The following is a 23776-nucleotide window of genomic DNA, read 5'->3' on the forward strand; positions in this document are numbered from 1 at the left end:
TTGACGGCAGGCTTCTAGTTTTGTCGAAAAGCATCAAAAGAGACCCTCCGTAGAAGGTCCCCCTGTCTTCAGCAAAACACCCTAACCTACCCGTTATCCTCATCATATGACTCTTCCGGGCATTTATGCAACAAACTCCAATCAATATAAACGATTGCCGCTCATAAAGGTATCCGTCTTGCCCTGAAGCTTGGCCAGACGTTCCAATACCTGAGCCGCCTCGGCAACCGTCACTTTGCGTGCAGGCATGAATCGTCCTTCAATCGAAGGCAACAATCCCAGCTTGATGCTGAGGGAGACCGCTCCCTTGTTGTTGACTGCACTGGCATCTGCCAGGTTGGGAAGATCCGATGGCAATGTGTAGAATCCGGCCAGTTTCTCATAGCGCAAAATGCGCACGAGCAATACTGCCAACTCTTCACGAGTCATTTCCTCTTCTGGACTTAGCTTCGTTTCAGAATCAGCACCCGCTAACCAGCGCTGATCGATCAATGTCCGCACAGCTTGGTAATAAGGGCTCTCCGGGGTAATGTCAGCATATAGCTTCTCAGTCCCGTTTCCACTGTAATACATATCCATATTTGGGTTAACCGCTCTTGCCAGATAGGTAAACCAATCACCCTTCGTGATGACCCGGTCTGGGAATACACGTCCCTGCTCATCTGAAAGAATTACGGCATGTTGAGTCATATTCCGAAGCGCAGCCTCCGCCACATGACCCGAAATATCACTAGGTTCAACATTCGCTGTGACACTTCCAGTACCGTATAAAAACTTCCATTCCCCAGTGTTAGCATCAAGTACTTCATAACTGGCGGAAATCGAATTTCCATTTCGTGTAGGCTGGTAAACCAGGTTTACACCCGAGGGAACGACCTGACCTGTACTCATGGCATAACCACCGTAGCGGGAGTAAGCCAGTGTTAACTTGAATGCTTCCAGATAGGTTGCCTTTGCCTTTTCATAACTGATGGCTGGTTTGGTGTTTCTAGGTAATTGTTCAGGCGTTGCAGCAATTCTTGTATAAAATTCGTTGATGGCTCCATCCTTCAGGACTTGTACTTGTACTGTATCATCCATAACCGCAATTCCGTTCATGTAGCGCTGGAACATAAATGTACGTGCACCTTCAAATTCAAGCACGCTGGACAACCGGAATTGTTCTGCTGCACTTGGAACCAATGCAATCACCTTATTGATTGCAAGTTTCTCGGCTTGTGTCCGGGTTACAGACTTAGTCTCATTCTCATCCGCTGGTTTCTCCTGCGCAGCACCCGGCTCCACCCGTTGATACAAGCTGTAACTATAAATCTGTCCAGTAAGCGCATCTACCTGTGCTGAAATATCTCGCATGAACATGTAGGATACATTCGCATTTCGATTGCTCCAGCTCAGGCTCCATACTTGATTGTTAGGACTCGCATACTCACCTTTGCTTAACTGACTATGCTCCAACTTGTAACCTTTCGGAATATCAAAGTTCTTTTTAATGATGTTCTCAGCCTGTTGTGCATTTAATTTCTGGCCGTTCGCTGCGACAAAAGGAGCTACACTTCCTTTTAAAGGTTTATTCTGCTGTAAAGAATCTTCATCACCAATAGCTTTTCCAGTCATCGCGTTAATCGGCTCCAGTGTATTAGCATCCAGCGGAACCATGCTGGAATTCTTCGGCATATAACCAAGATAATACTTTTGTCCTTTGAGCGAGGATAGACGATCATTCGAGATATAAGCGAGCTGTACATCAAATTGCTCCTCAAATCGTTGACTGGCCTTCTCTTCCGATGCTGCCGACTTCGATGAAGGATATTCAGCTCCAGTTGTACTTCTTGAATAGCCTGTCACCAGGCCACTTTCATCCACACTTATGTAGATCGTCTCTGCCTCAGACAACAAACCTTCATGCTTGAGTTGGTAACCATATCGATATTCCGTTCTGCCAAACAAAGATTGCTGTGCAGTGAATTGATACACATCTCCAAGAGAAGCATACTCATTTTCTTTCAATCCGGGAATAGCTTTGAATAGTAATGCCTCTGCATACTTCTCAGCCTCGTCTTTGGTCAATTTGACATCAGAAGCAGTAGACTGCTTATCCAGTAATTCAGAAGGCAAATGTACGCTTAGCACTTCCCCCGTGCCCGCATGTACCGTTGCGCTGAATCCCATCGTATGATTTCCTTCGACAATTTGAAAGCCAATCTCCCACGCCTTGTAATCCGGTGGTGGGTAAGAGTTCGGTGAATCGAATCGTACAGATGAAATCGTCGCCTTTTTTAACAATGGAAATAATTTCAGTATATTCTCGCTGGCTTGCTTGGAGGAGATTTTGGCTCCTTCAGGCACCTCGTTGTCTGTTAATCCAAGTGGTTGTTCCGTTTCCCCCGCTGCGGATTCTGTTACCTGTTCCGCTGTCGCTGCCGACGCGCTGCCTGCAAACCCTGGTGTCTGTGATGCCAGAAGCAAAGTTGCCATGGCTGCTGTAGCCGCTTTGGCTGTAAACATTTTGAATCGCACATTAAAATTCCAATCAAAACTCAAATCTGGACCTCTCCCTTCAATTTCATACAAGGTTGCATGCAAAATAACCTCGCATGAATATTGCCAGTCTATTCTATGATACCATAAGCTTCCTTTTTAATCGTCATTTTCCCAACAATTTTACAAATGTGAATTTCTGCATATTTTATAGAAACAGCAAAAAAACGCCAACCGGGTTGACGTTTCGATGATCAGCTTAAGCATTAAGTGGGCTGAATTTCCTCCATATTGACGTTCGGTATAACAGATTCATTGGACTGAGCCTGCACCTGTACATGAGTTTTCAAAAATGGAATCACCGTATTCCAGAACGCGGGATCTTCTTCTGAACAGCTATGGCCACCGCTATTGACCCATAGATGCTCCACGGGCGGATCCGCTTTGGACATAAAATATTCAAGTTCGCTTGGTGGAATAAAGTTATCACCTTTGGAATGCACCATAAGCATCGGCAGCTGCATGCCTTTGCGCCGTTCGTTCAGCAGCATAACTGGATCGCGCTGGCGATACGTTTTCAGAGATTCACCAAGCCGCCAGAACCAGATTCGCGGAATCAGCTGGGCCAGCGGAAACAGAGGCAGACGTCGCCGTCTCAGCTCGGAACTTACGATAACCTCGAATTGGGATGGCATGGAGTCCGTGATCACCGCTGATACAGGAATGCCCTCCGTCACAGCGAGGATCGTGCCTAGCCCGCCCAAGGAGTGCCCAAGCACACCGATTGCAGCAGGATCAATTTCCGGCCGTGAGGACGTATATTGCAATGCTGATAGCAAATCGTCGCGGAACAGGTAAGCTGAAGCCGCCTTAACTGGATCACTGGCTCCATGGCTTCGAACATCGTACATAAAGAGCGCATAACCTGCTTCCCAAATGGGACGAGCATAACGGAGGACACGTGATCGGTTGGAGCCCCATCCATGTGCAATAATAACCAAAGGCCAAGGCTTCGGGATATGAGCTCCAGCCGGAATGAACCAGCCATGCACTCGCCCGCCTCCACTCTCAAAGGTTATATCCTCAAATGGCATGGGCGGTGTGAGCGTAATCGGAATCTTTTTGGGGGTCTGACTATTCACCGCTGCCTTCCATAAACCACCCGCAGTTACCGCGGCAACAGCAATCATCCCGCCAATCATCGTTTTAGCTTTCACTGGTGTCACTCCTCTCCGTTTTCTGGCCTAACTCCATCATAAGACAGCAAGGTTAACAGGACGTTAATCCACATCACTTCTTATATTATCTAATGGTACAGAAGCTCTCCTTATATATACCCCGATGTGTCTGGTCCACTTCTGTTGGTTTCCTGGTTCAACCCTCGAGTTTCGCTATTTCCACAAATGCACGTGTGCAAGCGGCAATCTGCTCATCATTCCCTGCTGCAAGTGCTTCTCGTGGCAAAAGTGCACTTCCAAGCCCCACTGCCGCCGCACCCGCTGCATAATAATCTGCAATGTTATCCAGGGTGGCTCCTCCTGTTGCAAGCAGTGGAATATGATTCAGTGGAGCCTTAATTTCACGTAAATACGGAATACCCAGACTTGCCATTGGGAAAAGCTTCACCACTCTTGCTCCTGCTTCATAGGCAGCCACAATCTCCGTTGGCGTCATCGCACCGGGCCAGATCTCCACTCCATGTTCTACAGCATATTCAATAACAGACAGATCGACATTCGGAGACACGAGAAATTGAGCACCCGCTGCGACGGCTTCTTTGGCCATCTGCACATTGAGTACCGTGCCCGCCCCGATATAAGCCTTCCCCTCATGCCTTGCACGCCAGTCTGCAATAATATCGTGTGCCCCAGGTGTGTTCAGCGTCACTTCCATCAGTCGGATTCCACCATCAGTCATTCCCTGCCCTGCTGCCTGAGCAGATTCACGGCTAATACCACGAACAATAGCCACCAGTCTCGATTCCAATAATACTTCCGTCAGATTCATGCCAACTTCCCCTTGTTTCATAGATTCGGCAGCCGAAGACAAGTATTCGTTATCACCGCTTTTCCGTTAGTCACTATTGTAAAGCATATCGTCCCCTGGATGAAATCATTTGATCCAATTTCTTGTGAGAGTGTGTGCACCAATGTCTCCGTTATAAAGTTAAATAAGAACACAAAAACCTCTCCATGGAGAAAGGGATTATTCATCCACTTTATTCCATTAGAGAGGTTTGCTCTAAGCATTTTCCAGCACGTTATTATCCTTCTCCAGATCCTTAAAATACTTATCATTATACAACATGCTGGGATGTGTCGGATGGTACATCAAAGCAATGTCATTGTGCTCTTTGGCTTTTGCCCGATTGCCCATCCGGTCATAACACACACACAATTGTAGATGCGGCATCCATGTCCATGCAGCTTCATTCAATACTACCATTGGATCGGTCGGGCGTACGGCGCGGGTCGCCTGTTCATACCAGTATAAGGCTTTGCGGTAATCGGCACGGTCGGCAAAATATCCACCCAATCGGCAGCAGATCTCTGCCCTCGGCAAATCAAAGGCAAAGGATCTCAACAATGCCGAGACTTCCTTTTCCGAACGTTCAAGTGATACCTCGCAATCAGCTATTTTCTGGCATGCTGCGATCTGATCCTCCACCCATCCCAGCCCGGTGTCCAGAAATTTTCCATAGTACTGTACTGCATCTTCAAGATGCCCGTGGTCTTTCAATTCATTGCCAAAATAATATAAATCACGCGGAGAGAACTCCTCCCCTGCCTGTTCGCGTTTGCGATAAATCTTTAGATTGCGATCCGTGTATTCCTTATCTTTCTTATGCGTGACTGCCACGTCGCTATGCAGCAGATGACCGGCCACTTCCAAATATTCATGCACGGCACCAATCCAGCGATAATTCCGATCCCTGCGCACCAGTCGGTTCCGCCTCAGACTATATGCCACCTTCCCCTCCGCCGTAAAGGACAGATGATAATCCATCGTCACACTATCCACAGCAGGGTCCAGGGAGCGCTTCAGATCAATGAGCTTCACCCGGTCATCCGGTTCAAACACATCATCTGCATCCAGCCATAATATATATTCACTTGTTGCTTGTTCAAAGGCAAAGTTCCTTGCTGCCGCAAAATCATCCACCCATTCAAAATCAATGATGCGTTCCGTATAACGAGCTGCGATCTGACGCGTCTGGTCCGTCGAACCCGTATCTACAATTACAATCTCGTCAGCGATCCCATTAACAGAGTCCAGACATCTGGAGAGGGAAGCCTCTTCATTTTTCACAATCATACACAGCGAAATACTGATCGATTCCTCTCCGCGTATGGCTCTGCGATTAAAAGCAGCTACTCCGGGCAATTCCGATAGTCGGTAGATGTGATAGGCCGGAAAATGTGTATCTACGTATAAACGGAACCCCAGTGCCTGAGCACGGATGCAAAAATGGCGATCTTCTCCCCAGAAAGATACATTCGGAATCTGGTCATAGGAAACTCCGGACTCCAATACGTTCCTGCGAATAAGGGTACACGCCCCAAGTCCACCCACTTCATAACAACCCGGGGTACGCAATTGCCTCAGGAATGCATCCGTCTGTGTACCTTCGTCCTCTGCTTCCTCCCCTGTATTGCGTTTGCCTCCCTTGCGAAACAGGGCGTACTCATCCTGCAACCAGACTTGTGGCATTTCCCTTGTGCCCGGCTGCCATCGAGTCCAGAAGATATTGGAGATGATCTCCTTCCTGTTCGATACGAGCTGTTCCAATGTCCGTGGATGCAGGACGAGATCGGAATCAATCAAGAACACGGCATCGTACTTCTGGTCACGGGCATATGCCAAAATACGATTTTTCAGTCCGGCTACCCGCCAGATCTGTTCGTCACGCCAATAGTGCCCACCCTCGTCCTTGTTGTAAATTCCTTTTCCCTGATTGGCATCTGTTTCATCTACATTCGCATCCAAAAGGTTGCCTTCATGCCGAAGTACAAACTCCTGGAGCATATTGGATGCCGCTTCTTCTTCGTTGTCGTCCACAAACAGATAGTCTGTCGTTACCGTCGTTCTCTCAAGCGATTCCAAGGACTGGAGAAATTCACGGAGTACCGCAGCCGTCTGCCGAACAGGGCTTGCGATAAGAATCTTTTCCTTTGGCTCTTCTTTACCTTTTTCTTTTTCCTTCTTCAACTCTATTGTCCTCCTTCCCTTATTCCGACCATTCCAGAAGTATTGGATCTGCATCCAAAATGGATTCGTACTGTTCCTTCCAGCCATATCTCGCATCCGGGTCCAGTGCTTGATAACGCTCGTATTTACGAATCCGGTCCTCTGCACGCGCCCAACCATAGTGCTTCACTCGAGGGGAGTGACATCCATAGGCAAAATGCTGAATCGTTAGCGGAAAACGGCCGCAGTGCTGCGGGGTTTCCTTCCATTCATAGCTCCATTCCGGTCGGTATCGGACCAGAAATGGCCGATAATACGCATGAGCCTGCCAGTATTGGTCTTCCCGGTAATGTGTATCGCTCCACATATCAAACAACCTGAAATAAATGGCATCCTCCGTTCCACCCAGCAGTTGATTCCGTACAATACCAAAATCCGTTGTCAGAATTTCATCCGCGTCCAGGTTCAAGATCCATTCCGGTCCTGTAGCCACTGTTGTCTCCCACTGCTGCTTGCGTAAACTCACCTCATCTGCAAATAGGGAGACCGGATTCACAATCAACGTAAGCGGGATTCCCTCCAGCATTTCCTGGCATAAAGCAACGGTATGGTCTGTACTTCCGTCGTCAATGATCACCGCACGATCAATCCACGGCCGGTGAGTCTCCAACGCCTGTCTGAGATACCTGTGCTCCTCATTGCGAACAATCATGGACAAGGTGACATGCGGCCTCGTGGTTGCTTCACGATCTTCCAACTCCCCACCTCCAGGCTGAGTCTGTCACGCGTAATAATTGATGTGATATGAATGATTAATTGGCTGAACCTCTATTAACCTCAATATCTAATCTATGCACGTCTGGAACAGGGTTATGTCTGGCAGGGAAACCTTTCATGACGTTTAGGAATCTTGAAATATGATATGCCCTTCTTTCATGAACAACGACAAAAAAGGCACCCGCTTTCGCAGGTACCTCCTTAATGGAATATTTCATTGGTTTAATAGTTAATGACCTATTGAGATCTCAATATAGAAGTGATCACAATAATCAACGATATGCTGCCAGACGGTCATTCAAGCTGCGTGTTTGTCCGTAGACATCCTGATACAGTGCAAATAACCCGTCATACACCTTAACCGTTTCTGGGTTAGGCACATAGGATTTGGCAGGACGAATGAATGCTGCTGCACATTCCTGCAAGGATGGGAACCAGCCACAGCCATAAGCCGCCAGCATTGCCGCGCCCATTGCTGGGCCCTGTTCACTTTCCAATTTCACAATGGTTGCATTGAAGACATCGGCCTGCATTTGCAGCCAGGCTTCATTTTTGGCGCCGCCACCAATGGAAATAACTTCATTCACTGTTTTGCCAGCGTTACGCAGAATATCAATGGACTCACGCAGTGAGAACGTAATGCCCTCCATCACAGCACGTCCAAAATGCTCCAGCTTATGTCCGGCATCCATGCCGATAAAGCTGCCACGAATGTTTGCATCCGGGTGCGGTGTACGCTCGCCGACGATATAAGGGGTGAACAGCAACCCGTTGCTTCCCGCTGGAATCGCATCAATGCCCTGCAAGAGCACATCAAATGATTTGTCTGCTGCAAACGTATCCTTGAACCAGGACAGGCTGTATCCTGCCGCAAGGGTTACTCCCATAATATAGAAGGCATCTTTCTCGCCATGGTTAAAAAAGTGCACTTTGCCTTCGAAATCGAGATCTTTACGCTCTTCATAGGAAAGCACTACCCCGGACGTTCCGATGCTGCACATCGTCTGTCCTTCACTCAGAATGCCTGCGCCGATGGCTCCGCAAGCATTATCCGCACCGCCTGCATAGACTTTCGTTGCGGCTGCAAGTCCAGTTTGATCCGCAATCTCAGGCAGCAATGTGCCCACTTCTTCAAATGACTCCACAAGTCGTGGGCACAAGGAGAGCGACAGCTCAAAAGCTTCTGCAATTTCCTTGCTCCACTGCTTGCCTGCAACATCCAGCAGCAATGTGCCTGCTGCATCCGAATAATCCATGGCATAATCACCTGTCAGGCGATACCGCACATAGTCCTTCGGCAACAGGAACAGAGCTGACTGTTGCAGCAATTCTGGCTCGTTCTCCTGTACCCACAGGATTTTGGGCAGGGTAAAACCTTCGAGCGCACGGTTGCGGGCAATACTTAACAATTTCACGTCCAGCACCTTCTCAATGCGGCGGCATTGCGCCGTTGTCCGTGTATCGTTCCACAGAATTGCATTGCGCAGCGGTTTACCTTCGGCATCCACCAGCACCAATCCATGCATCTGTCCGGAGAAGCTCAGTCCTTCGATTTCCGAAGGATGTACGCCTGACACCTCCAGCAATTTGCGCAGCGATACAATCGTTTGCTCTACCCAATCTTCCGGGTTCTGCTCACTGTACCCAGCTTTGGGCTGGTACAGCGGATAAGCCTCGGAAGCTTCGAACGCCACTTTCCCTTCACGGTTAACCAGCACCGTTTTAACTGCACTTGTTCCCAGATCGACACCAATTACGTAACTCATGGGTTAACTCCTCTCGTTTATCTCAGGTTATATCCACGAAGAATCCAAGTTTACATGAGAGTCACTCCGTGATCAGAAAACCCTTGGATCGCCGTTACCCCCGGATTTCCTTCATCCCTTTTACATGGGAGAAATCCGGAGATAAATGCGACCGCTTCGCTTCCTCCGGGTCCTTTCTGCTCACTCCGTTCTGCATGCTTAATCATGGACACACATGGATATGAAACGAGTAAAACGTACTCGTTTCTGTAGCTAAAATCGTGCCTACGACCTATATCTGTCATTAGTAGTGGACACGCAAACCATAATGCACAAGAAACTCATTCGGTTCAAGGATCAAAAAACCGCCCCCTCCTTCCCAGGGGAAAGTCGGGGACGGTCCGAATGTCATGCTTGTTCAGGCGTTCCGTGGTACAAGCTTAGGCTATGCTGGCGTGCACACTTTGTTATACTCCTGCACAAGCGTCACTACAGGCAAAACGTATGGTTGGTTCACAATCTTCCATACCAAAAGCCTAACTGATATTAGTCAGCCAGGATGTATTGGTTGAGTTTTGCTCTCAGCAATTCCTGACGTCCGGATTGGTTTTTGCGTGGGCTTTCGTTGTTCAGTGCGTACTCTGCAAGGGAAGCCAGTGTTGCTTTACCTGCAACCACATCTGCACCGATACCTTCGCTGAAGCTGCTGTAACGTTTTTCGATGAAGTCATCGAATACACGATCTTCAATCAATTTCGCTGCTACTTTCAGACCTTTAGCATACGTATCCATACCAGCGATGTGTGCCAGGAACAGATCGTCTGCTTCGAAGGAACCACGACGTACTTTGGCGTCGAAGTTCACACCACCACGTCCGATACCACCATTTTTCAATACTTCGTACATTGTCAATGTAGCATCGTACATATCAACCGGGAACTCATCCGTATCCCAACCGATCAGCATGTCGCCTTGGTTGGCATCGAGGGAACCGAGCATGCCGTTTGTACGGGCAACGCGGATCTCGTGATCGAATGTGTGACCAGCCAGTGTAGCATGGTTAGCTTCCAGGTTCAGTTTGAAGTGTTTGTCCAAACCGTATTTTTGCAGGAAGGCAATGGAAGTTGCTGCATCATAGTCGTATTGGTGCTTCGTTGGCTCTTTCGGTTTAGGCTCGATCAGGAATTGTGCATCGAAGCCAATTTCCTTCGCGTAGTCTACTGCCATGTGGAACATACGGGCAATGTTGTCTTGTTCCAGTTGCATGTCTGTGTTGAGCAATGTGTCATAACCTTCACGACCGCCCCAGAACACATAGTTTTCTGCGCCCAGACGTTTACCCACTTCCAGACCTTTCTTGATTTGCGCTGCAGCATGAGCGTACACATCTGCGTTGCAAGTGGAAGCTGCACCAAACATGAAGCGTGGGTTGGAGAACATGTTTGCTGTATTCCAGAGCAATTTTTTGCCGCTAGATTTCATGTGACCTTCAATCAGGTCAACGATTGTATCGATGTTACTGTAGAACTCACGCAGGCTGTTGCCTTCTGGTGCGATGTCCACATCGTGGAAACAGAAGAACGGGAGATTCATTTTTTCCAAAAATTCAAATGCTGCTTCCACGCGTACTTTCGCGAGGTCCAGACCGGAGTATTTATCCCAAGAACGAACAGCAGTTTCCGCACCAAACGGGTCACTACCACCCGCTGTTAATGTATGCCAGTAAGCCATGCCGAAACGGAAGTGCTCTTCCATCGATTTGCCGGCTACAACTTCTTCCGGATTATAATGTTTAAAAGCAAATGGATTCGTGGAATCTTTACCTTCGAACGAAATTTTATTAACGGATTCAAAATAGGCCATGTAAAATGCCTCCTCAATAGTTTTGAAAGTAATCGTTTACAACGTTATCCTAACACATCGGTTATACTTTGTCTATTGGTTAAACAAAGTAAAAATAAAAATGTTTTTTGAATGTTTGTTTACGCTATAATAGTCGAATAGCTTGTTTACGGATTGCGGGTCTGAACCCTTTTATAGAAGAATAGGAGTGCTTTATGGATATGAAAATTACCGGAGACCAGATGCTGGTCAAAAAAATAAACAAGTCGATCGTCCTCGATACGATTCGGCGTCATGCCCCCCTCTCCCGTGCACGGGTATCCGAGATTACAGGGCTGAACAAAGCAACGGTATCCAATTTGGTTGCCGATCTGATCAATGATGAACTCTTGCAGGAAATTGGTCCTGGGGAATCCAGCGGTGGACGTAAACCTCTGATGTTGCTATTTCGCGGTACATCGGGATATGCCGTGGGTTTGGAACTTAGCGTGACCCATTTAAAGGGTGTGCTCACCGATCTGGAAGGTCATATCATCACAGAGTACGCCGTGAAGCTGGAACAACATGATGTGTCCTCTGTATTTGAACAGTTGAAACTTGCGGCAGAACGTCTGATTCAGGCAGCCCCTGCCTCTCCTCACGGGGTAATTGGCATTGGAATCGGGGTGCCGGGTATGGTGGACGAGGAAGGGACGGTGCTGTTTGCACCCAACTTGGGGTGGGAGAAGGTTCCCCTGCGTGCCATGCTGGAAGAAGTATTTGAACTGCCTGTCACAATCGACAATGAAGCGAATGCAGGTGCGCATGGAGAATTGAATTTTGGTGCGGGTATCGGTGTACGTCATCTGATCTATATTAGTGCAGGCATCGGGATTGGTTCAGGCATTATGGTGGATGGCGAGCTGTACAAAGGTGCCTGGGGATATGCCGGAGAAACAGGCCATATGTCCATTGAAGCAGAGGGCAGACCTTGCTCCTGTGGCAATCGTGGCTGCTGGGAGTTATATGCTTCGGAGAAAGCTTATGAGCACCCGGATCATCAGTTGCTTTTGCCGGCACATACCACACGGGAATTGATTGATTATGCACAGCAAGGCCATGAAGATGTATTGAAATTATACCAGGAAATCGGCCGCAAACTGGGGGTTGGCATCACCAATATCGTCAACAGTTTTAATCCTGAGCGCATCATTATCGGCGGCCCTCTTTCGGAAGCAGGACCATGGATTGAAACGGCGCTAAAACAAGTGGTGGAGGAACGCACGTTGCCCTATCACCGCCGCAGTTTGCAGATTGAATGGGCTGCTCTGGGCAGTCGGTCCACACGTGTGGGTGCCGCTTACTCAGCAATTTCCCAATTTCTAGGTAAAATAAGAGTGTCCGTCTAATAACCAATGAAAATTGACATCATTTTGCCCCATTTCCTCCCTTTTTGTTAAAGAAATCCAGAGGTATAATAGGGTTATGTGATTTTTGTCATGGCGGCATGAATGTCGCCGTGTTAATTCCGATGACGAAACGGAGTGAAAATTCGTGACCTACGTGGATACTTCAGATATCTCGGCGCAAATGTTTGTCACCGTACTCCTGTTCCTGATCGTGCTTGCGCCGCTGTTCAGCCTTGGCATACTTCGATTGTTTCAGAGCAAAAAGAAGGCTGGTTTCATGTACATGCTGTCAGGCGTACTGGTGTATGTAGTATTTCAGACCTTTATGAGTATATTTTTTTAGATAAAATATGATTGATTTTAACGTCAAATCCCTTTTTACATCCACAAAAGAGTTCATGAAACATGTGCTCTGTTGTAGCTGTGAAAGGGGATTTTTCATATTGCAAATAAAAGAAGCCTCAGTCCTGATTCGGACTAAGGCTTCTCCAATATATATTCAAACGGCTCGCGCGAACCGGAATAGCTGCATGTGACTTGAACTTAAGCTATACAGTATAGATTAAGCGTCCAACGCTTTAGCAAATTGAGTTTTGTTCATACCCAGAATACGGTGTTCACCAATGACAGTCAGAGGTACGGCACGTACGCCCATATCCCATACTTGTTGTGCGAACTCATCGCTTGTCTCGATGTTACGCTCTTCATAAGAGATGCCTTTGTCAGCCAAGAAGCTTTTTACCGATTTGCAGTTTGGGCAGTTGGTTGATGTGTATACAATTACGTTTTCCATGTTTATTCACCTCATATTGTTATTTTATAGACTAATCTATTGATCAAAACAGCTCTTCCCTTACAGAACTACTGCGCTGTGCTCCAAGCTCTCAATATATTTCTCTGTATCCATCGCAGCCATACATCCACTACCTGCTGCTGTGATCGCTTGTTTGTAACGGGTATCCTGCACATCACCACAAGCGAATACGCCTGGGATATTGGTTTCGGATGTGCCCGGTGTAGTCAGAATATAACCGTGTTCGTCGGTTGTGATCTGTCCGCCCAGGAATCCAGTGTTTGGTGTGTGACCAATTGCAACGAATACACCGCTAGCAGGAATGATTTCTTCTGTACCTGTTTCGTTGTTCAGTACTTTCAATCCAGTTACGCCGTTGTCGCCAGCCAGCACTTCAAGAGGGGTACGGTTCAATGCCATCTCCACTTTCTCGTTGCTGCGTGCACGATCCTGCATGATTTTGGAACCACGCAGTTCTTCACGACGGTGTACCAAGGTTACTTTGGAACCGAAACGGGACAGGAAGCTCGCTTCCTCCAGTGCGGAGTCGCCACCGCCAATAACGATGATTTCTTTGTTGCGGAAGAAGAATCCGTCACATGTCGCACAAGTGCTGACACCACGGCCTACATTCGTTTCTTCTCCAGGAATACCGAGGTATTTAGCAGATGCGCCTGTAGACAGGATCAAGGTTTCGGATACGAGTTCACCCATGCCTTCAACCTGAATTTTGAATGGACGCTCGCTCATATCGATGTTGTTTACCCAGCCTGTACGGAATTCTGCACCGAAGCGTTCTGCTTGTTTGCGCATATTGTCCATCAGTTCAGGACCCATAATGCCGTCAGGGAAACCTGGGAAGTTCTCTACTTCTGTTGTTGTTGTCAATTGACCACCAGGTTGCGGTCCTTCAATAACGAGTGGGCTCAAGTTGGCACGTGCCAAATAGATTGCTGCTGTCAGCCCTGCAGGGCCTGTTCCAATAATAATTGATTTATACATGTATAGTTCCTCCCCCGGGTTCTGCAAAAAGGTCAGGCTCTCCGGCATCAAAAGCAAAGGCTTTTGCATACACTAGAACGAAAGCCTACATCATGTCCACATGACCTGCCCGTTATGACAATTAACCTATGCAGAAACGGAATTCTAATTTATAATCATTCTAATCTGTTGTTCATTATGATCTCTTTTATGTACGGTGTCAATGCTCGGCAGCGATTATGAAGAAGTCTTCATCAGGAGGGAAAATGGAAGCATGAACGATGCACTCATTGGCAGCTTTATCTCAGCCATGTCTACCGGCCTTGGGGCCATACCTATTCTATTTATGCGCAAAGTAACCCACCGTCTGCGTGATATTTTGCTTGCCTACGCAGCAGGCATCATGACCTCTGCCTCGGTGTACAATCTCATACCGGAAGCACTCGGGCAATCCAATCTGTTTGTACTTGCCCTTGGTATCATGCTGGGCAGCATGGTTCTGCTTGTGCTGGAGATGAAGATTCCCCATGTGGATCTGGAAAATCCCGAGAAGATGCCTTTTAAAATTGAAGCCAAAGCCTTCATGATCATTGCAGCCATCACCATGCATAACCTGCCCGAAGGGCTATCGGTAGGTGTCAGCTACGCGAGCAGTGACGCAGGACTTGGCAATCTGATTGCCTTTTCCATTGGATTGCAGAATGCGCCGGAAGGATTCCTGGTCGCCCTCTTCCTCGTCAATCAGAACATCGGTCGCTTCAAGGCGCTCGGTATCGCCACGCTGACGGGTGCAGTTGAAATTGTTACAGCCATGATTGGTTACACACTCAGTAGTCTGGTCTCCGGTCTGGTCCCTTACGGTCTTGCCTTTGCAGCGGGTGCGATGATGTTCATCGTGTACAAGGAATTGATTCCCGAAAGCCACGGCGACGGCAATGCACGGGCGGCAACGGTTTCCTTTTTGCTCGGACTAATCACGATGATTGGTCTGACTGAACTCTTTTAATGGAAAGAACAAAGAACAGCCCTCACATGAACACAAGAATGGACGGCAAAAAACCTGAAAGGACAGCGGTTCGCTGAACTTCCAGGTTCTTTTTTTGTTCACAAATGAAGATTCAATGAAATAGTTGGAACGATCTGTAAAGATCGTTTGACGATCACAGTCCGGATTTGATAAATCGAATCAATTCGGCATTGAATTTTTCCAATTCATCATAGAATGCCCCGTGACCACTCTCTTCAAAAGCAATCAATTGAGAACCGGCAATGCCTTTGTGCATCTCCTCGGCGAACTCAAACGGGCATATCTCATCCTTCTTCCCGTGCAAAATGGCTGTAGGTACCTGAATCGAACTCAGGTCACCTCGCAAATCCTCATCCCGCAGGGCAATCGCACTATTAATCGTACTGTAAGACGAGGCCTCCATACCGAGTGCATGAAACCAATCCATAAACGGCTGGCTGTGCTGCTTCGCGAAAAACATGCCGCCAAACGTCTCCAGCAACTTCGGACGATCAGCGAAGATCGGCTCAATAATCTGCTCGGTAAGCTGCGCTGCAGTCAGGCCATACGGATAACCCTCACGCTGCGTGAACACTGGTGCCGCCGCTGACAATAGCGCCAGCTTGGATACACCATGTCCCGCATGGCGGGCCATATAATGCACGGCAATCGCTCCACCCATGGAGAAACCTGCAAGTACAACGTCGGTCAACTCCAGATCATCAATCACGGCACGAACATCGTCCGCCATCCGGTCGTAGTCATAGCCTGTGGATGGTGCGTCCGACTTGCCATAACCTCTGAAATCTATTGCAATGGCACGAATGCCATGATTGGGCAGTACATTCAATTGATATTCGAACATTTTATAATTAACTGGCCAGCCGTGCAAAAAGACAACCGGTGTTCCTTGACCAATATCTTCAACAAATATACTCACATTCGGTTCCACTTGTACGTAACGTCCCATATTTCACAGCTCCCTTTATTGTCATATCGTTGCAGCGGCAAATTGCCGCACTGCATGGTAATGTATCAATAACAACGTTCCCTTAGTCATATTCCATGTAGAACGTTCCTCTGGAATCGTCTCTTCGATTCATTACCCGCTGACCCAAGGTTCAAACGCCGTTTTTTTCAATTGGATATCGTTATCGCAGGAGTCTTAGTCCATTCAGAATAACCAGGATCGTGCTGCCTTCATGGCCTACCACACCCAATGGTAATGCAACATCTTGTAAGAAGTTACCCGCGATTAGAGCCAGAATTACCGTGATGGCAAAAAACATATTCTGCTTCACCGTCCGCTGCGCCCGACGTGCCTGCCTGATTACCCAGGCGATTTCTTCAATATTGTCATTCATCAGTACAACATCCGCTACTTCCAGTGCAGTGCCACTGCCTGATACACCCATGCCCATGCCAACCGTTGCCGCTGCAAGTGCAGGCGCATCATTCACACCATCCCCAACCATCAACACTTGCCCGTACTGTTCGCGAAGCAGATGCACCTGCTTCACTTTATCTTCGGGTAACAAACCTGCGTATACCAGGCTTACACCTGTCTCACGGGCGATCACTGCTGCCGATTCGGGACGATCACCTGTCAGCATAGTCACTTTCACACCCATCGCTTCCAGCATTTTCACCGCTGCAACCGCTTGTGGGCGCACGGTGTCCCTCATCGCGATCAATCCGGCCATTTGCCCGTTCGCTGTTATGGCAGACACGGTCTTTCCTTCTCCCTCAAGTTGGGCACGTATGCCATACCACACAGCAAGATCGTCCATATTAGAAGCAATAAATTGCTTCTCTGTATCATTTGCGTTATTTACCTCAGTGATATGATGCGTATCCAACTCATCCGTTTTCCCAATTTTCCAGAGAACGCCGTCTACTTTCCCTTCAATCCCCCAGCCCGTCAGAGCTTGAACCTGTTCAGCGATCGGGAGGTTGATGTCCTCCTTGCTTGCCTGCTCCACAATAGCCCGAGCCAGTGGGTGCATCGAAAGGTTCTCAATGGCAGCTACCGCTCCCAACAACTGTGTACGGTCATATCCGTCTGCCGTTATAATATCGGTCACCTGTGGTGTACCCATCGTCAATGTTCCTGTTTTATCAAAAGCAACCACCCGGGTCTGGGCCATGTTCTCCACATGAGCGCCACCTTTGAAAAGAATACCGCGACGTGCACTGCTGGACATCGCTGATAACATGACCGGCATAATGGAAGAAACCAGGGCACAAGGTGAAGCTACAACCAGAAAGACCATTGCTTTGTAAAACGCCTCATTCCACGTCCAACCAAGCAATAGAGGTGTTCCCGCAATAACCAGTACCGTTACGGCGACAACAATACGGGCGTATATTCCCTCGAATCGCTCAATAAAGCGTTGGGAATCCGGCACTTCCGTCTGCGCTTCTTCCACCAGTTTAATGATTTTGCCAAACAACGATCCTTCAGCGGATTTGGTCACCTCCACATATAATGCACCTTCACCGTTCACAGTACCTGCAAATACTTCGTCACCAGCAATTTTGTCTACGGGTAAGGATTCCCCTGTAATCGAGGCCTGATTGATAAAAGAGCTGCCTCGGTACACAACACCATCCGCCGGAACCAGTTCGCCCGGCTTCACCAGCAACAGATCCCCCGGCTGCAAATCATCGATGGATACACGATTCATTTTACCGTCCTCAATACGCAGCGCCGTTTCCGGTTTGAGCGCCAGCAGTGATGAAATATCCTTGTGACTGCGCTCCGTTGCATAGCTTTCCAGTGCACCACTTAACGCAAAAATAAAGATCAGCATGGCGCCTTCATTCCAGTAGCCGATGGCTGCCGCTCCCAATGATGCTGCAATCATGAGCAGATTTACATCGAGATCACGATCCTTGACCAGTGTCTCTATGCCTTCTTTGGCTTTGGTCCATCCACCTATGGCATAAGCAACAATATATAGCAGTACAGATAACGGGTTAGACCATGATGCCGTCGCCCAGGCAATAAGCATCAAAAGTCCACTGCCCAGAGCAGCTTGCATTTCCCTGTTGCGCAGCATAGCCCGAAAGTCTGGTTTGCGCCCTCGGCCTGGACCAGGTGTATTGGCTGAACGCTGTTCAGCTTTTGCTTGGGTTTGAATGGGTTGGTGTATCGCTTGCATATGAATCACAATCCTTTCTGAATGTCGGGTTGTGGAGTGCATTTTGCTGCATCCATGTCCCGTGTATTGAAGTCGTATTGAGAATGAGAGCCATTGTTAATACCCTAAAAATGACACATGCTGCTGCGGGAATCCCGCAGCAGCATGGTTATTGAATGGTTGTCGAATGATTTTCAAATCATTTTGAATGAGAATGATAATCATTTTTGTGCTTATGCAATTATTTTTACCCAATACAACTTTTGATTCATTATATGCCTGTGCTTTGCATTTGTAAATGGGTTTTTCACCTTAGCCGGTGTAAAATTAAAAAAGCCACTCGTCCATAAGGACAAGCGGCTCGTATGAATTTAATTTGTTCACGTTATGAATTAAACACTAACGCTTGATTGCTGGCTAGCCTTAATGGCTTGCTCCAGATCGTAGAGGATATCCTGAATATTCTCTGTACCCACAGATAGACGAATCAGCTCAGGATTAACTCCGGCTGCAGTCTGCTCATCTTCTGTCAGCTGTTGATGCGTCGTACTTGCCGGATGAATGATCAGTGACTTGGAGTCACCTACGTTGGCAAGGTGAGAGAACAGCTTCACATTTTCAATCAGTTTGCGTCCTGCATCCACTCCGCCTTTGATACCAAAGGTCAGAATGGCTCCCTGGCCTTTCGGCAAATACTTCTGTGCCAGTTCATAGGAAGGGTGACTCGGCAAACCTGCGTAGCTTACCCATTCCACATCCTCATGTTTCTCCAGATATTGCGCCACAGCCAGTGCGTTGCTGCTATGACGTTCTACACGCAGATGCAGTGTCTCCAGCCCTTGAATGAGCAACCATGAATTGAAAGGTGAGATCGTAGCACCAAAGTCACGCAGCAATTGTACACGAGCTTTGATAATATAAGCAATCGGTCCAACCGCTTCTGTATATACGACACCATGATAGCTGGAATCCGGTTCTGTCAGTCCCGGGAACTTGCCACTCGCTTTCCAGTCGAATTTGCCGCTGTCCACAATAACTCCACCAATGGAAGTACCGTGACCGCCAATAAATTTGGTAGCCGAATGAACGACAATATCAGCTCCATGCTCGATTGGACGAAGCAGATATGGACTTGGGAATGTATTGTCTACAATCAAAGGAATGCCATGTTCATGGGCGATAGCTGCCACAGCTTCAATATCCAGTACGTTGCCTTGCGGATTACCGATCGTTTCAGCGTACAATGCTTTGGTTTTGTCCGTAATCGCCGCCCGGAAATTTTCAGGATCACTGGAATCTACAAACTTTACATCTAGGCCAAGTTTCGGTAGTGTGGTTGAGAACAGATTGTACGTTCCTCCATACAGACTCGCTGCGGAAACAATCTCATCTCCCGCACCTGCGATGTTTAAGAGGGAGAACGTAATCGCTGCCTGACCGGAAGCCGTAGCCAGTGCACCCGCGCCTCCCTCAAGTGCAGCAATACGTTGTTCGAACACATCCGTGGTCGGATTCATCAGACGTGTATAGATATTGCCAAACTCTTTCAATCCAAACAGATTGGCTGCATGCTCCGTATCACGGAATCCGTAGGATGTTGTTTGGTACAACGGTACTGCACGTGCATGGGTGGTCGGATCAATCTCCTGGCCGGCATGAATTGCCAATGTTTCAAATGAAAGCTCACGTTCGTTTGACATAAATCTGTTTCCTCCCTTAACTTATACGTTTGGCAAATCCCTAGATGTCATGACATGGTGGCGTATGTTTTCCATATTCTCTCACAAGATGTCGCTTTTGAAAAGAAATATTTCCGATTTTTCCGATGAGAAATATTAAATATGTATCAGTAAGACTGCTACACCAAAAAAACCTTTGCTCCCGCAAAGGTTTTCCGGATTTTTTCCAACCATCACCTGCTGAAATTCTGCGTGATTTTATACCGTTTATACCCGAACGCCACTCCATATCTCACGTAAATGCTTGGCCGCTAGGACAGCTTCTTCCGCCGTTACCCCTTCTAGTGAAATATCGATGTGTGGTTTATAGGTCTTCAATAGTTCAAAAAATAACGGATAATCCAGAATGCCCTCACCCGGCACCGGATTGAACTTTTCACCCTGCGCATTGAAAGCCACATCTTTGGCATGAATGACAATGATACGCTGATACAGCGTTTCCATCACTTCACGCAGGAATGCAGACTGGTCAGCCACATGAGGTTGTTTGATCAGATTACAAGGATCGAACAGCATGCCCAGATTGGATGAAGGAATTTCTTCAAACAGACGGATCATATGTTCACGTGTATGAAGCGTATGGGTAGATACTGGCTCAATCGCCGCATGAACGCCCCACTTTTCCGCCTCTTCCGCCAGTTCCTCTACCGTCTCCCGCAGCACCGTCCATGCCTTTTCTTCATATGCATCCGGATGAGTGTCGCGATACGTATCCAGGCCCCCTGTCTCCGTTGCCACCATGCTGCAACCGAAATCCCGGGCATAACGCAGATGCTCCTTGAATCGTTCAATGTCTGCACGACGAGCCACAGGATCAGGATCAATCGGGTTAATGTAGCAACCTAGTACCGCAATCTTGACTCCGCGCTGTGCAAATTGATCTCCGATCTCATTCGCCAGTCCAGGGCTCAGCTTGCCGTTGGCCGAGTCCACATCCGACAAGGCCTTGGCTAATGCCAGCTGGACCGAATTAAATCCGTTATCTGCGATGGTCTGTGCAAGCTGTGCTGTAGGCTGTTTACCAAACGTATGCGCAAGAATACCAAGTTTCATGTCATTGCCTCCTTTGCATCGATCGCTGACAGCGTTAACGAGCCATCCAGCCGCCATCCACATTCAGTACGTGACCATTCAAATAATCCGAAGCCGCCGATGCCAGGAAAACAACCGGACCTTTCAGATCCTCAGGTGTTCCCCAGCGTCCAGCCGGAATCCGTGCCGTGATGTCACGGTACCGATTTTCATCGGCGCGAATCTGAGTTGTATTGTCTGTTTCCATATAGCCTGGTGCAATCCCGTTGATTTGAACACCTTTGCCTGCCCATTCATTCGCGAGTGCTTTCGTTAAACCGGCTACCCCATGTTTACTGGCCGTGTATCCCGGTACATTAATTCCACCCTGATAAGATAGCATGGATGCAATGTTAATGATCTTGCCACTTCCCCGTTCAATCATATGTCTGCCAGCCAACTGGCTCAGGAAAAATACCGTGTTCAGGTTAAGACCAATGACATCATGCCAGTCCTGTTGACCGTGATCGGCTGCAGGTGTGCGACGAATAATTCCTGCATTGTTGACCAGAATATCAATTCTCCCTTGAAAGGCTAATGCCTTTTCAAACACCCCGGTCAATTCGTCCTCACGGCTCAAATCAGCTTCAATCACATACGCTTTACGTCCGAGAGCCTCAATAGCACGCGCTGTTTTCGATGGATTGGAGTAGGAAACCAGCACAACATCCGCGCCGGCTTCAGCAAGGCCAATCGCCATTCCTTGCCCCAGTCCTCCTGACGTACCAGTGACAAGTGCAACTTGTCCGCTTAAATCAAATGGATTCATGAATGATTCCTCCGCATGGTTATTGGGTTGCAAACCGTGTCTTCAGTCTCGGCAGTCACGTATCCACTGTGGAACTGAAGGTCAGCTCTGATAATCCACTTCGATGCCATTTTGTCTGTATAGGGCTGCTGTCTCCTCATCCAAGCGACTATCGCTGATGATACAGTCCAGCTCCGAACAGTGTGCAAAGGTCCGAAGGGCAAATTGTCCGAATTTATAATGATCCACGACGCCATAGACCTGCTGAGAAGCAGAGATCATTGCTTTTTTTAGCGGCACCAGATCTCCTGTATATATGGAAAGTCCAAATTCCGGATGAAGTGCCGTCGTTGAGATAAACGCTTTATGAATGTTGAGACCGGAAATGAAGGCCGCCGTATCGTCTCCCACCAGCATATTGCGGACTCTTGCCCCACCGGGCACAACCAGTCGCACCTGCTCCTTTTTGGTCAGCTCAGCAATGATGAACAGATCATTGGTAACCACCGTAATGGACTGATTGTCCATACGCTTCGCCATCTCCAACGTGGTGCTTCCGCCGTCCAGCGCAACAATATCTCCTGGCCGGATATAAGCAAGGGCTCGCTCAGCAATCTCCGTTTTTTCCGAATGATGCTTTTCCGTAGCCCCACGACTCGTGAGGATGCCGTACTGGTCGTTCTGAGCCAGCATCGCACCCCCATGGACACGTACGAGCAATCCCATACCTTCCAGCTTATCGAGATCCTCCCGTACGGTCTTGCCCGTCACCTGCAGCAGTTCACTCAGATCACTCACGGTGACTTCCTGCCGCTCCAGCAGAGCCTCCATAATTTTTTCATGTCTTTTCAATGGATTCATCACAGATCAACTTCCTGTTTCTTTGGAATTTACGCGCCTATTTCAGGTCTTTCATCGCCACGCCGTCCATATCCTCGAACGTCTGGTTTTCCCCAGCCATTGCCCAGCAGAAGGTATAGCTGCTCGTACCGACACCACTGTGGACAGACCAGCTTGGAGAGATGATGGCCTGACGGTCACGTACAACCAGATGCCGTGTTTCATTTGGCTCGCCCATCATATGGAATACGACGCCATCTTCCGGCAGGTTGAAATACAAGTATACTTCGGAACGGCGGTTGTGGGTATGTGCAGGCATCGTATTCCACATGTTACCCTTGTCGAGTTCCGTAATGCCCATCACCAGCTGACAGCTCTGAATCCCGCCTTCTCCCTGATGGATATAGCGATAGATCGTCCGTTCATTCGAGCTTTCGATGCTGCCGAGGTGGTTCGGCTGAGCTTGTTCTTGCGTTGCTTTTACTGTTGGATATGTGTGGTGAGCCGGTGTGGATACAAAATAAAACTGAGCCGGCTGATCCTTGCCGCTGCTCTTGAACACGACTTCTTTTACACCTCTGCCGATGTACAGGCATTCTTTCGCACCAATCTCGTAGCCTTGACCGTCAGCTGTCACGGTTCCATGGCCTCCAACATTAATGATACCGATTTCACGACGCTCTAGGAAAAAGTTCGTTCCGATATCCTTCAGATTCACTTCAAGTGCGATATCCTTGCTTTGAGGTACAGCCGTTCCTACAATATAACGATCTACATGAGAGTAAACGGTTACCAACTCATCTGTGGCAAACAATTGCTCCATCAGAAATTCCTCGCGCAGACGGGAGGTATCATAGTTTTTCACTTCATTTGGGTGTGCAGCATAACGGTTTTGCATCATTAATCCATTCCTTTCGTTAGTCAGATAATGTTCATATAAGTTTATTTTAGTTCATTATGTATCTTTTGTGTACCTTTTTTTATAAAAAAGAACCCGACGGGAAAATCCCCGCCAGGCTCTGCTGATCTTGCGATGT

The 23776-nt window shown here is 48.0% G+C and carries 20 protein-coding genes; 3 read left to right on the forward strand and 17 right to left on the reverse strand.

What is annotated here, in order from left to right; translation table 11 throughout:
* Window positions 1-141: 141 nt before the first annotated feature.
* From PTQ21_RS00700 to xylA, 7 genes are all read right to left on the reverse strand, one after another.
* Window positions 142-2541: a YcdB/YcdC domain-containing protein gene (locus PTQ21_RS00700; protein ID WP_274568520.1), complete on the reverse strand. Its 2400-nt coding sequence runs from the start codon at window positions 2539-2541 to the stop codon at window positions 142-144.
* 203 nt (window positions 2542-2744) lie between these two features.
* On the reverse strand, window positions 2745-3695 hold the full coding sequence (locus PTQ21_RS00705; RefSeq protein ID WP_244552238.1) for an alpha/beta hydrolase: 951 nt from the start codon (window positions 3693-3695) through the stop codon (window positions 2745-2747).
* 157 nt (window positions 3696-3852) lie between these two features.
* Window positions 3853-4485, reverse strand: a complete 633-nt coding sequence (locus PTQ21_RS00710; protein WP_063566578.1) for a bifunctional 4-hydroxy-2-oxoglutarate aldolase/2-dehydro-3-deoxy-phosphogluconate aldolase — start codon at window positions 4483-4485, stop codon at window positions 3853-3855.
* Window positions 4486-4719: 234 nt separating this feature from the next.
* Window positions 4720-6687 (reverse strand): glycosyltransferase, encoded by a 1968-nt coding sequence (locus PTQ21_RS00715; protein WP_063566577.1) that lies wholly within the window; start codon window positions 6685-6687, stop codon window positions 4720-4722.
* Between the two features lie 19 nt (window positions 6688-6706).
* Window positions 6707-7423 (reverse strand): glycosyltransferase, encoded by a 717-nt coding sequence (locus PTQ21_RS00720; protein WP_274568521.1) that lies wholly within the window; start codon window positions 7421-7423, stop codon window positions 6707-6709.
* Between the two features lie 292 nt (window positions 7424-7715).
* Window positions 7716-9209 carry a xylulokinase gene (xylB, locus tag PTQ21_RS00725; RefSeq protein WP_274568522.1) on the reverse strand — a complete coding sequence of 498 codons (1494 nt, stop codon included), beginning with the start codon at window positions 9207-9209 and terminating at the stop codon, window positions 7716-7718.
* Window positions 9210-9734: 525 nt separating this feature from the next.
* On the reverse strand, window positions 9735-11051 hold the full coding sequence (xylA, locus tag PTQ21_RS00730) for a xylose isomerase (protein ID WP_063566575.1): 1317 nt from the start codon (window positions 11049-11051) through the stop codon (window positions 9735-9737).
* A 200-nt stretch (window positions 11052-11251) separates the two neighbouring features.
* Between xylA and PTQ21_RS00735 the strand changes: the two genes are divergently transcribed.
* Both PTQ21_RS00735 and PTQ21_RS00740 read left to right on the forward strand, forming a co-directional pair.
* Entirely contained in the window at window positions 11252-12418 is a 1167-nt protein-coding gene (locus tag PTQ21_RS00735) for an ROK family protein (RefSeq protein WP_274570426.1), read from the forward strand.
* Window positions 12419-12563: 145 nt separating this feature from the next.
* Window positions 12564-12761, forward strand: a complete 198-nt coding sequence (locus PTQ21_RS00740) for a hypothetical protein (RefSeq protein WP_053779005.1) — start codon at window positions 12564-12566, stop codon at window positions 12759-12761.
* Window positions 12762-12980: 219 nt separating this feature from the next.
* Here the strand turns inward: PTQ21_RS00740 and PTQ21_RS00745 are convergent, their stop codons facing one another.
* Entirely contained in the window at window positions 12981-13211 is a 231-nt protein-coding gene (locus tag PTQ21_RS00745) for a glutaredoxin family protein (RefSeq protein WP_024631391.1), read from the reverse strand.
* A gap of 60 nt (window positions 13212-13271) precedes the next feature.
* Window positions 13272-14213, reverse strand: a complete 942-nt coding sequence (gene trxB / locus PTQ21_RS00750; protein ID WP_063566574.1) for a thioredoxin-disulfide reductase — start codon at window positions 14211-14213, stop codon at window positions 13272-13274.
* Window positions 14214-14466: 253 nt separating this feature from the next.
* Here trxB and PTQ21_RS00755 point away from each other — a divergent pair, with 253 nt between their 5' ends.
* Window positions 14467-15198, forward strand: coding sequence for a ZIP family metal transporter (locus tag PTQ21_RS00755; protein ID WP_053779008.1), 732 nt, complete (start codon window positions 14467-14469; stop codon window positions 15196-15198).
* 154 nt (window positions 15199-15352) lie between these two features.
* Here PTQ21_RS00755 and PTQ21_RS00760 read toward each other — a convergent pair whose 3' ends face one another.
* From PTQ21_RS00760 to kduI, 8 genes are all read right to left on the reverse strand, one after another.
* Window positions 15353-16168, reverse strand: a complete 816-nt coding sequence (locus PTQ21_RS00760; protein WP_274568525.1) for an alpha/beta fold hydrolase — start codon at window positions 16166-16168, stop codon at window positions 15353-15355.
* A 181-nt stretch (window positions 16169-16349) separates the two neighbouring features.
* Window positions 16350-18362, reverse strand: coding sequence for a heavy metal translocating P-type ATPase (locus tag PTQ21_RS00765; RefSeq protein ID WP_274568526.1), 2013 nt, complete (start codon window positions 18360-18362; stop codon window positions 16350-16352).
* A gap of 371 nt (window positions 18363-18733) precedes the next feature.
* Window positions 18734-20041: a homocysteine synthase gene (locus tag PTQ21_RS00770; protein WP_063566572.1), complete on the reverse strand. Its 1308-nt coding sequence runs from the start codon at window positions 20039-20041 to the stop codon at window positions 18734-18736.
* Between the two features lie 40 nt (window positions 20042-20081).
* Entirely contained in the window at window positions 20082-20309 is a 228-nt protein-coding gene (locus tag PTQ21_RS00775) for a hypothetical protein (protein ID WP_274570598.1), read from the reverse strand.
* A complete protein-coding gene (locus PTQ21_RS00780; protein ID WP_274568527.1) occupies window positions 20288-21133 on the reverse strand; it encodes a sugar phosphate isomerase/epimerase family protein in 846 nt (281 codons plus the stop codon). The genes PTQ21_RS00775 and PTQ21_RS00780 overlap by 22 nt, the downstream gene beginning before the upstream one ends.
* A gap of 34 nt (window positions 21134-21167) precedes the next feature.
* Window positions 21168-21920, reverse strand: coding sequence for a 2-dehydro-3-deoxy-D-gluconate 5-dehydrogenase KduD (gene kduD / locus PTQ21_RS00785; protein ID WP_090811430.1), 753 nt, complete (start codon window positions 21918-21920; stop codon window positions 21168-21170).
* Window positions 21921-22001: 81 nt separating this feature from the next.
* The gene (locus tag PTQ21_RS00790) at window positions 22002-22760 is read right to left on the reverse strand and encodes a DeoR/GlpR family DNA-binding transcription regulator (RefSeq protein WP_177031288.1); all 759 of its coding nucleotides are present in this window, start codon (window positions 22758-22760) and stop codon (window positions 22002-22004) included.
* A gap of 37 nt (window positions 22761-22797) precedes the next feature.
* On the reverse strand, window positions 22798-23637 hold the full coding sequence (kduI, locus tag PTQ21_RS00795; protein WP_063566631.1) for a 5-dehydro-4-deoxy-D-glucuronate isomerase: 840 nt from the start codon (window positions 23635-23637) through the stop codon (window positions 22798-22800).
* Window positions 23638-23776: the final 139 nt, after the last annotated feature.

This window comes from Paenibacillus marchantiae, assembly GCF_028771845.1.
Lineage (GTDB): Bacteria > Bacillota > Bacilli > Paenibacillales > Paenibacillaceae > Paenibacillus > Paenibacillus marchantiae.

Bases quoted from the DNA above. Each gene is read 5' to 3' on its own strand.
- PTQ21_RS00755 (WP_053779008.1), top strand. From the start codon at position 14,467: ATGAACGATGCACTCATTGGCAGCTTTATCTCAGCCATGTCTACCGGC.
- PTQ21_RS00775 (WP_274570598.1), bottom strand. From the start codon at position 20,309: ATGGAGTGGCGTTCGGGTATAAACGGTATAAAATCACGCAGAATTTCA.
- kduD (WP_090811430.1), bottom strand. From the start codon at position 21,920: ATGAATCCATTTGATTTAAGCGGACAAGTTGCACTTGTCACTGGTACG.
- kduI (WP_063566631.1), bottom strand. From the start codon at position 23,637: ATGCAAAACCGTTATGCTGCACACCCAAATGAAGTGAAAAACTATGAT.
- PTQ21_RS00735 (WP_274570426.1), top strand. From the start codon at position 11,252: ATGAAAATTACCGGAGACCAGATGCTGGTCAAAAAAATAAACAAGTCG.
- PTQ21_RS00790 (WP_177031288.1), bottom strand. From the start codon at position 22,760: ATGAATCCATTGAAAAGACATGAAAAAATTATGGAGGCTCTGCTGGAG.
- PTQ21_RS00770 (WP_063566572.1), bottom strand. From the start codon at position 20,041: ATGTCAAACGAACGTGAGCTTTCATTTGAAACATTGGCAATTCATGCC.
- PTQ21_RS00760 (WP_274568525.1), bottom strand. From the start codon at position 16,168: ATGGGACGTTACGTACAAGTGGAACCGAATGTGAGTATATTTGTTGAA.
- PTQ21_RS00710 (WP_063566578.1), bottom strand. From the start codon at position 4,485: ATGAATCTGACGGAAGTATTATTGGAATCGAGACTGGTGGCTATTGTT.
- xylA (WP_063566575.1), bottom strand. From the start codon at position 11,051: ATGGCCTATTTTGAATCCGTTAATAAAATTTCGTTCGAAGGTAAAGAT.
- PTQ21_RS00780 (WP_274568527.1), bottom strand. From the start codon at position 21,133: ATGAAACTTGGTATTCTTGCGCATACGTTTGGTAAACAGCCTACAGCA.
- PTQ21_RS00745 (WP_024631391.1), bottom strand. From the start codon at position 13,211: ATGGAAAACGTAATTGTATACACATCAACCAACTGCCCAAACTGCAAA.
- xylB (WP_274568522.1), bottom strand. From the start codon at position 9,209: ATGAGTTACGTAATTGGTGTCGATCTGGGAACAAGTGCAGTTAAAACG.
- PTQ21_RS00765 (WP_274568526.1), bottom strand. From the start codon at position 18,362: ATGCAAGCGATACACCAACCCATTCAAACCCAAGCAAAAGCTGAACAG.
- trxB (WP_063566574.1), bottom strand. From the start codon at position 14,213: ATGTATAAATCAATTATTATTGGAACAGGCCCTGCAGGGCTGACAGCA.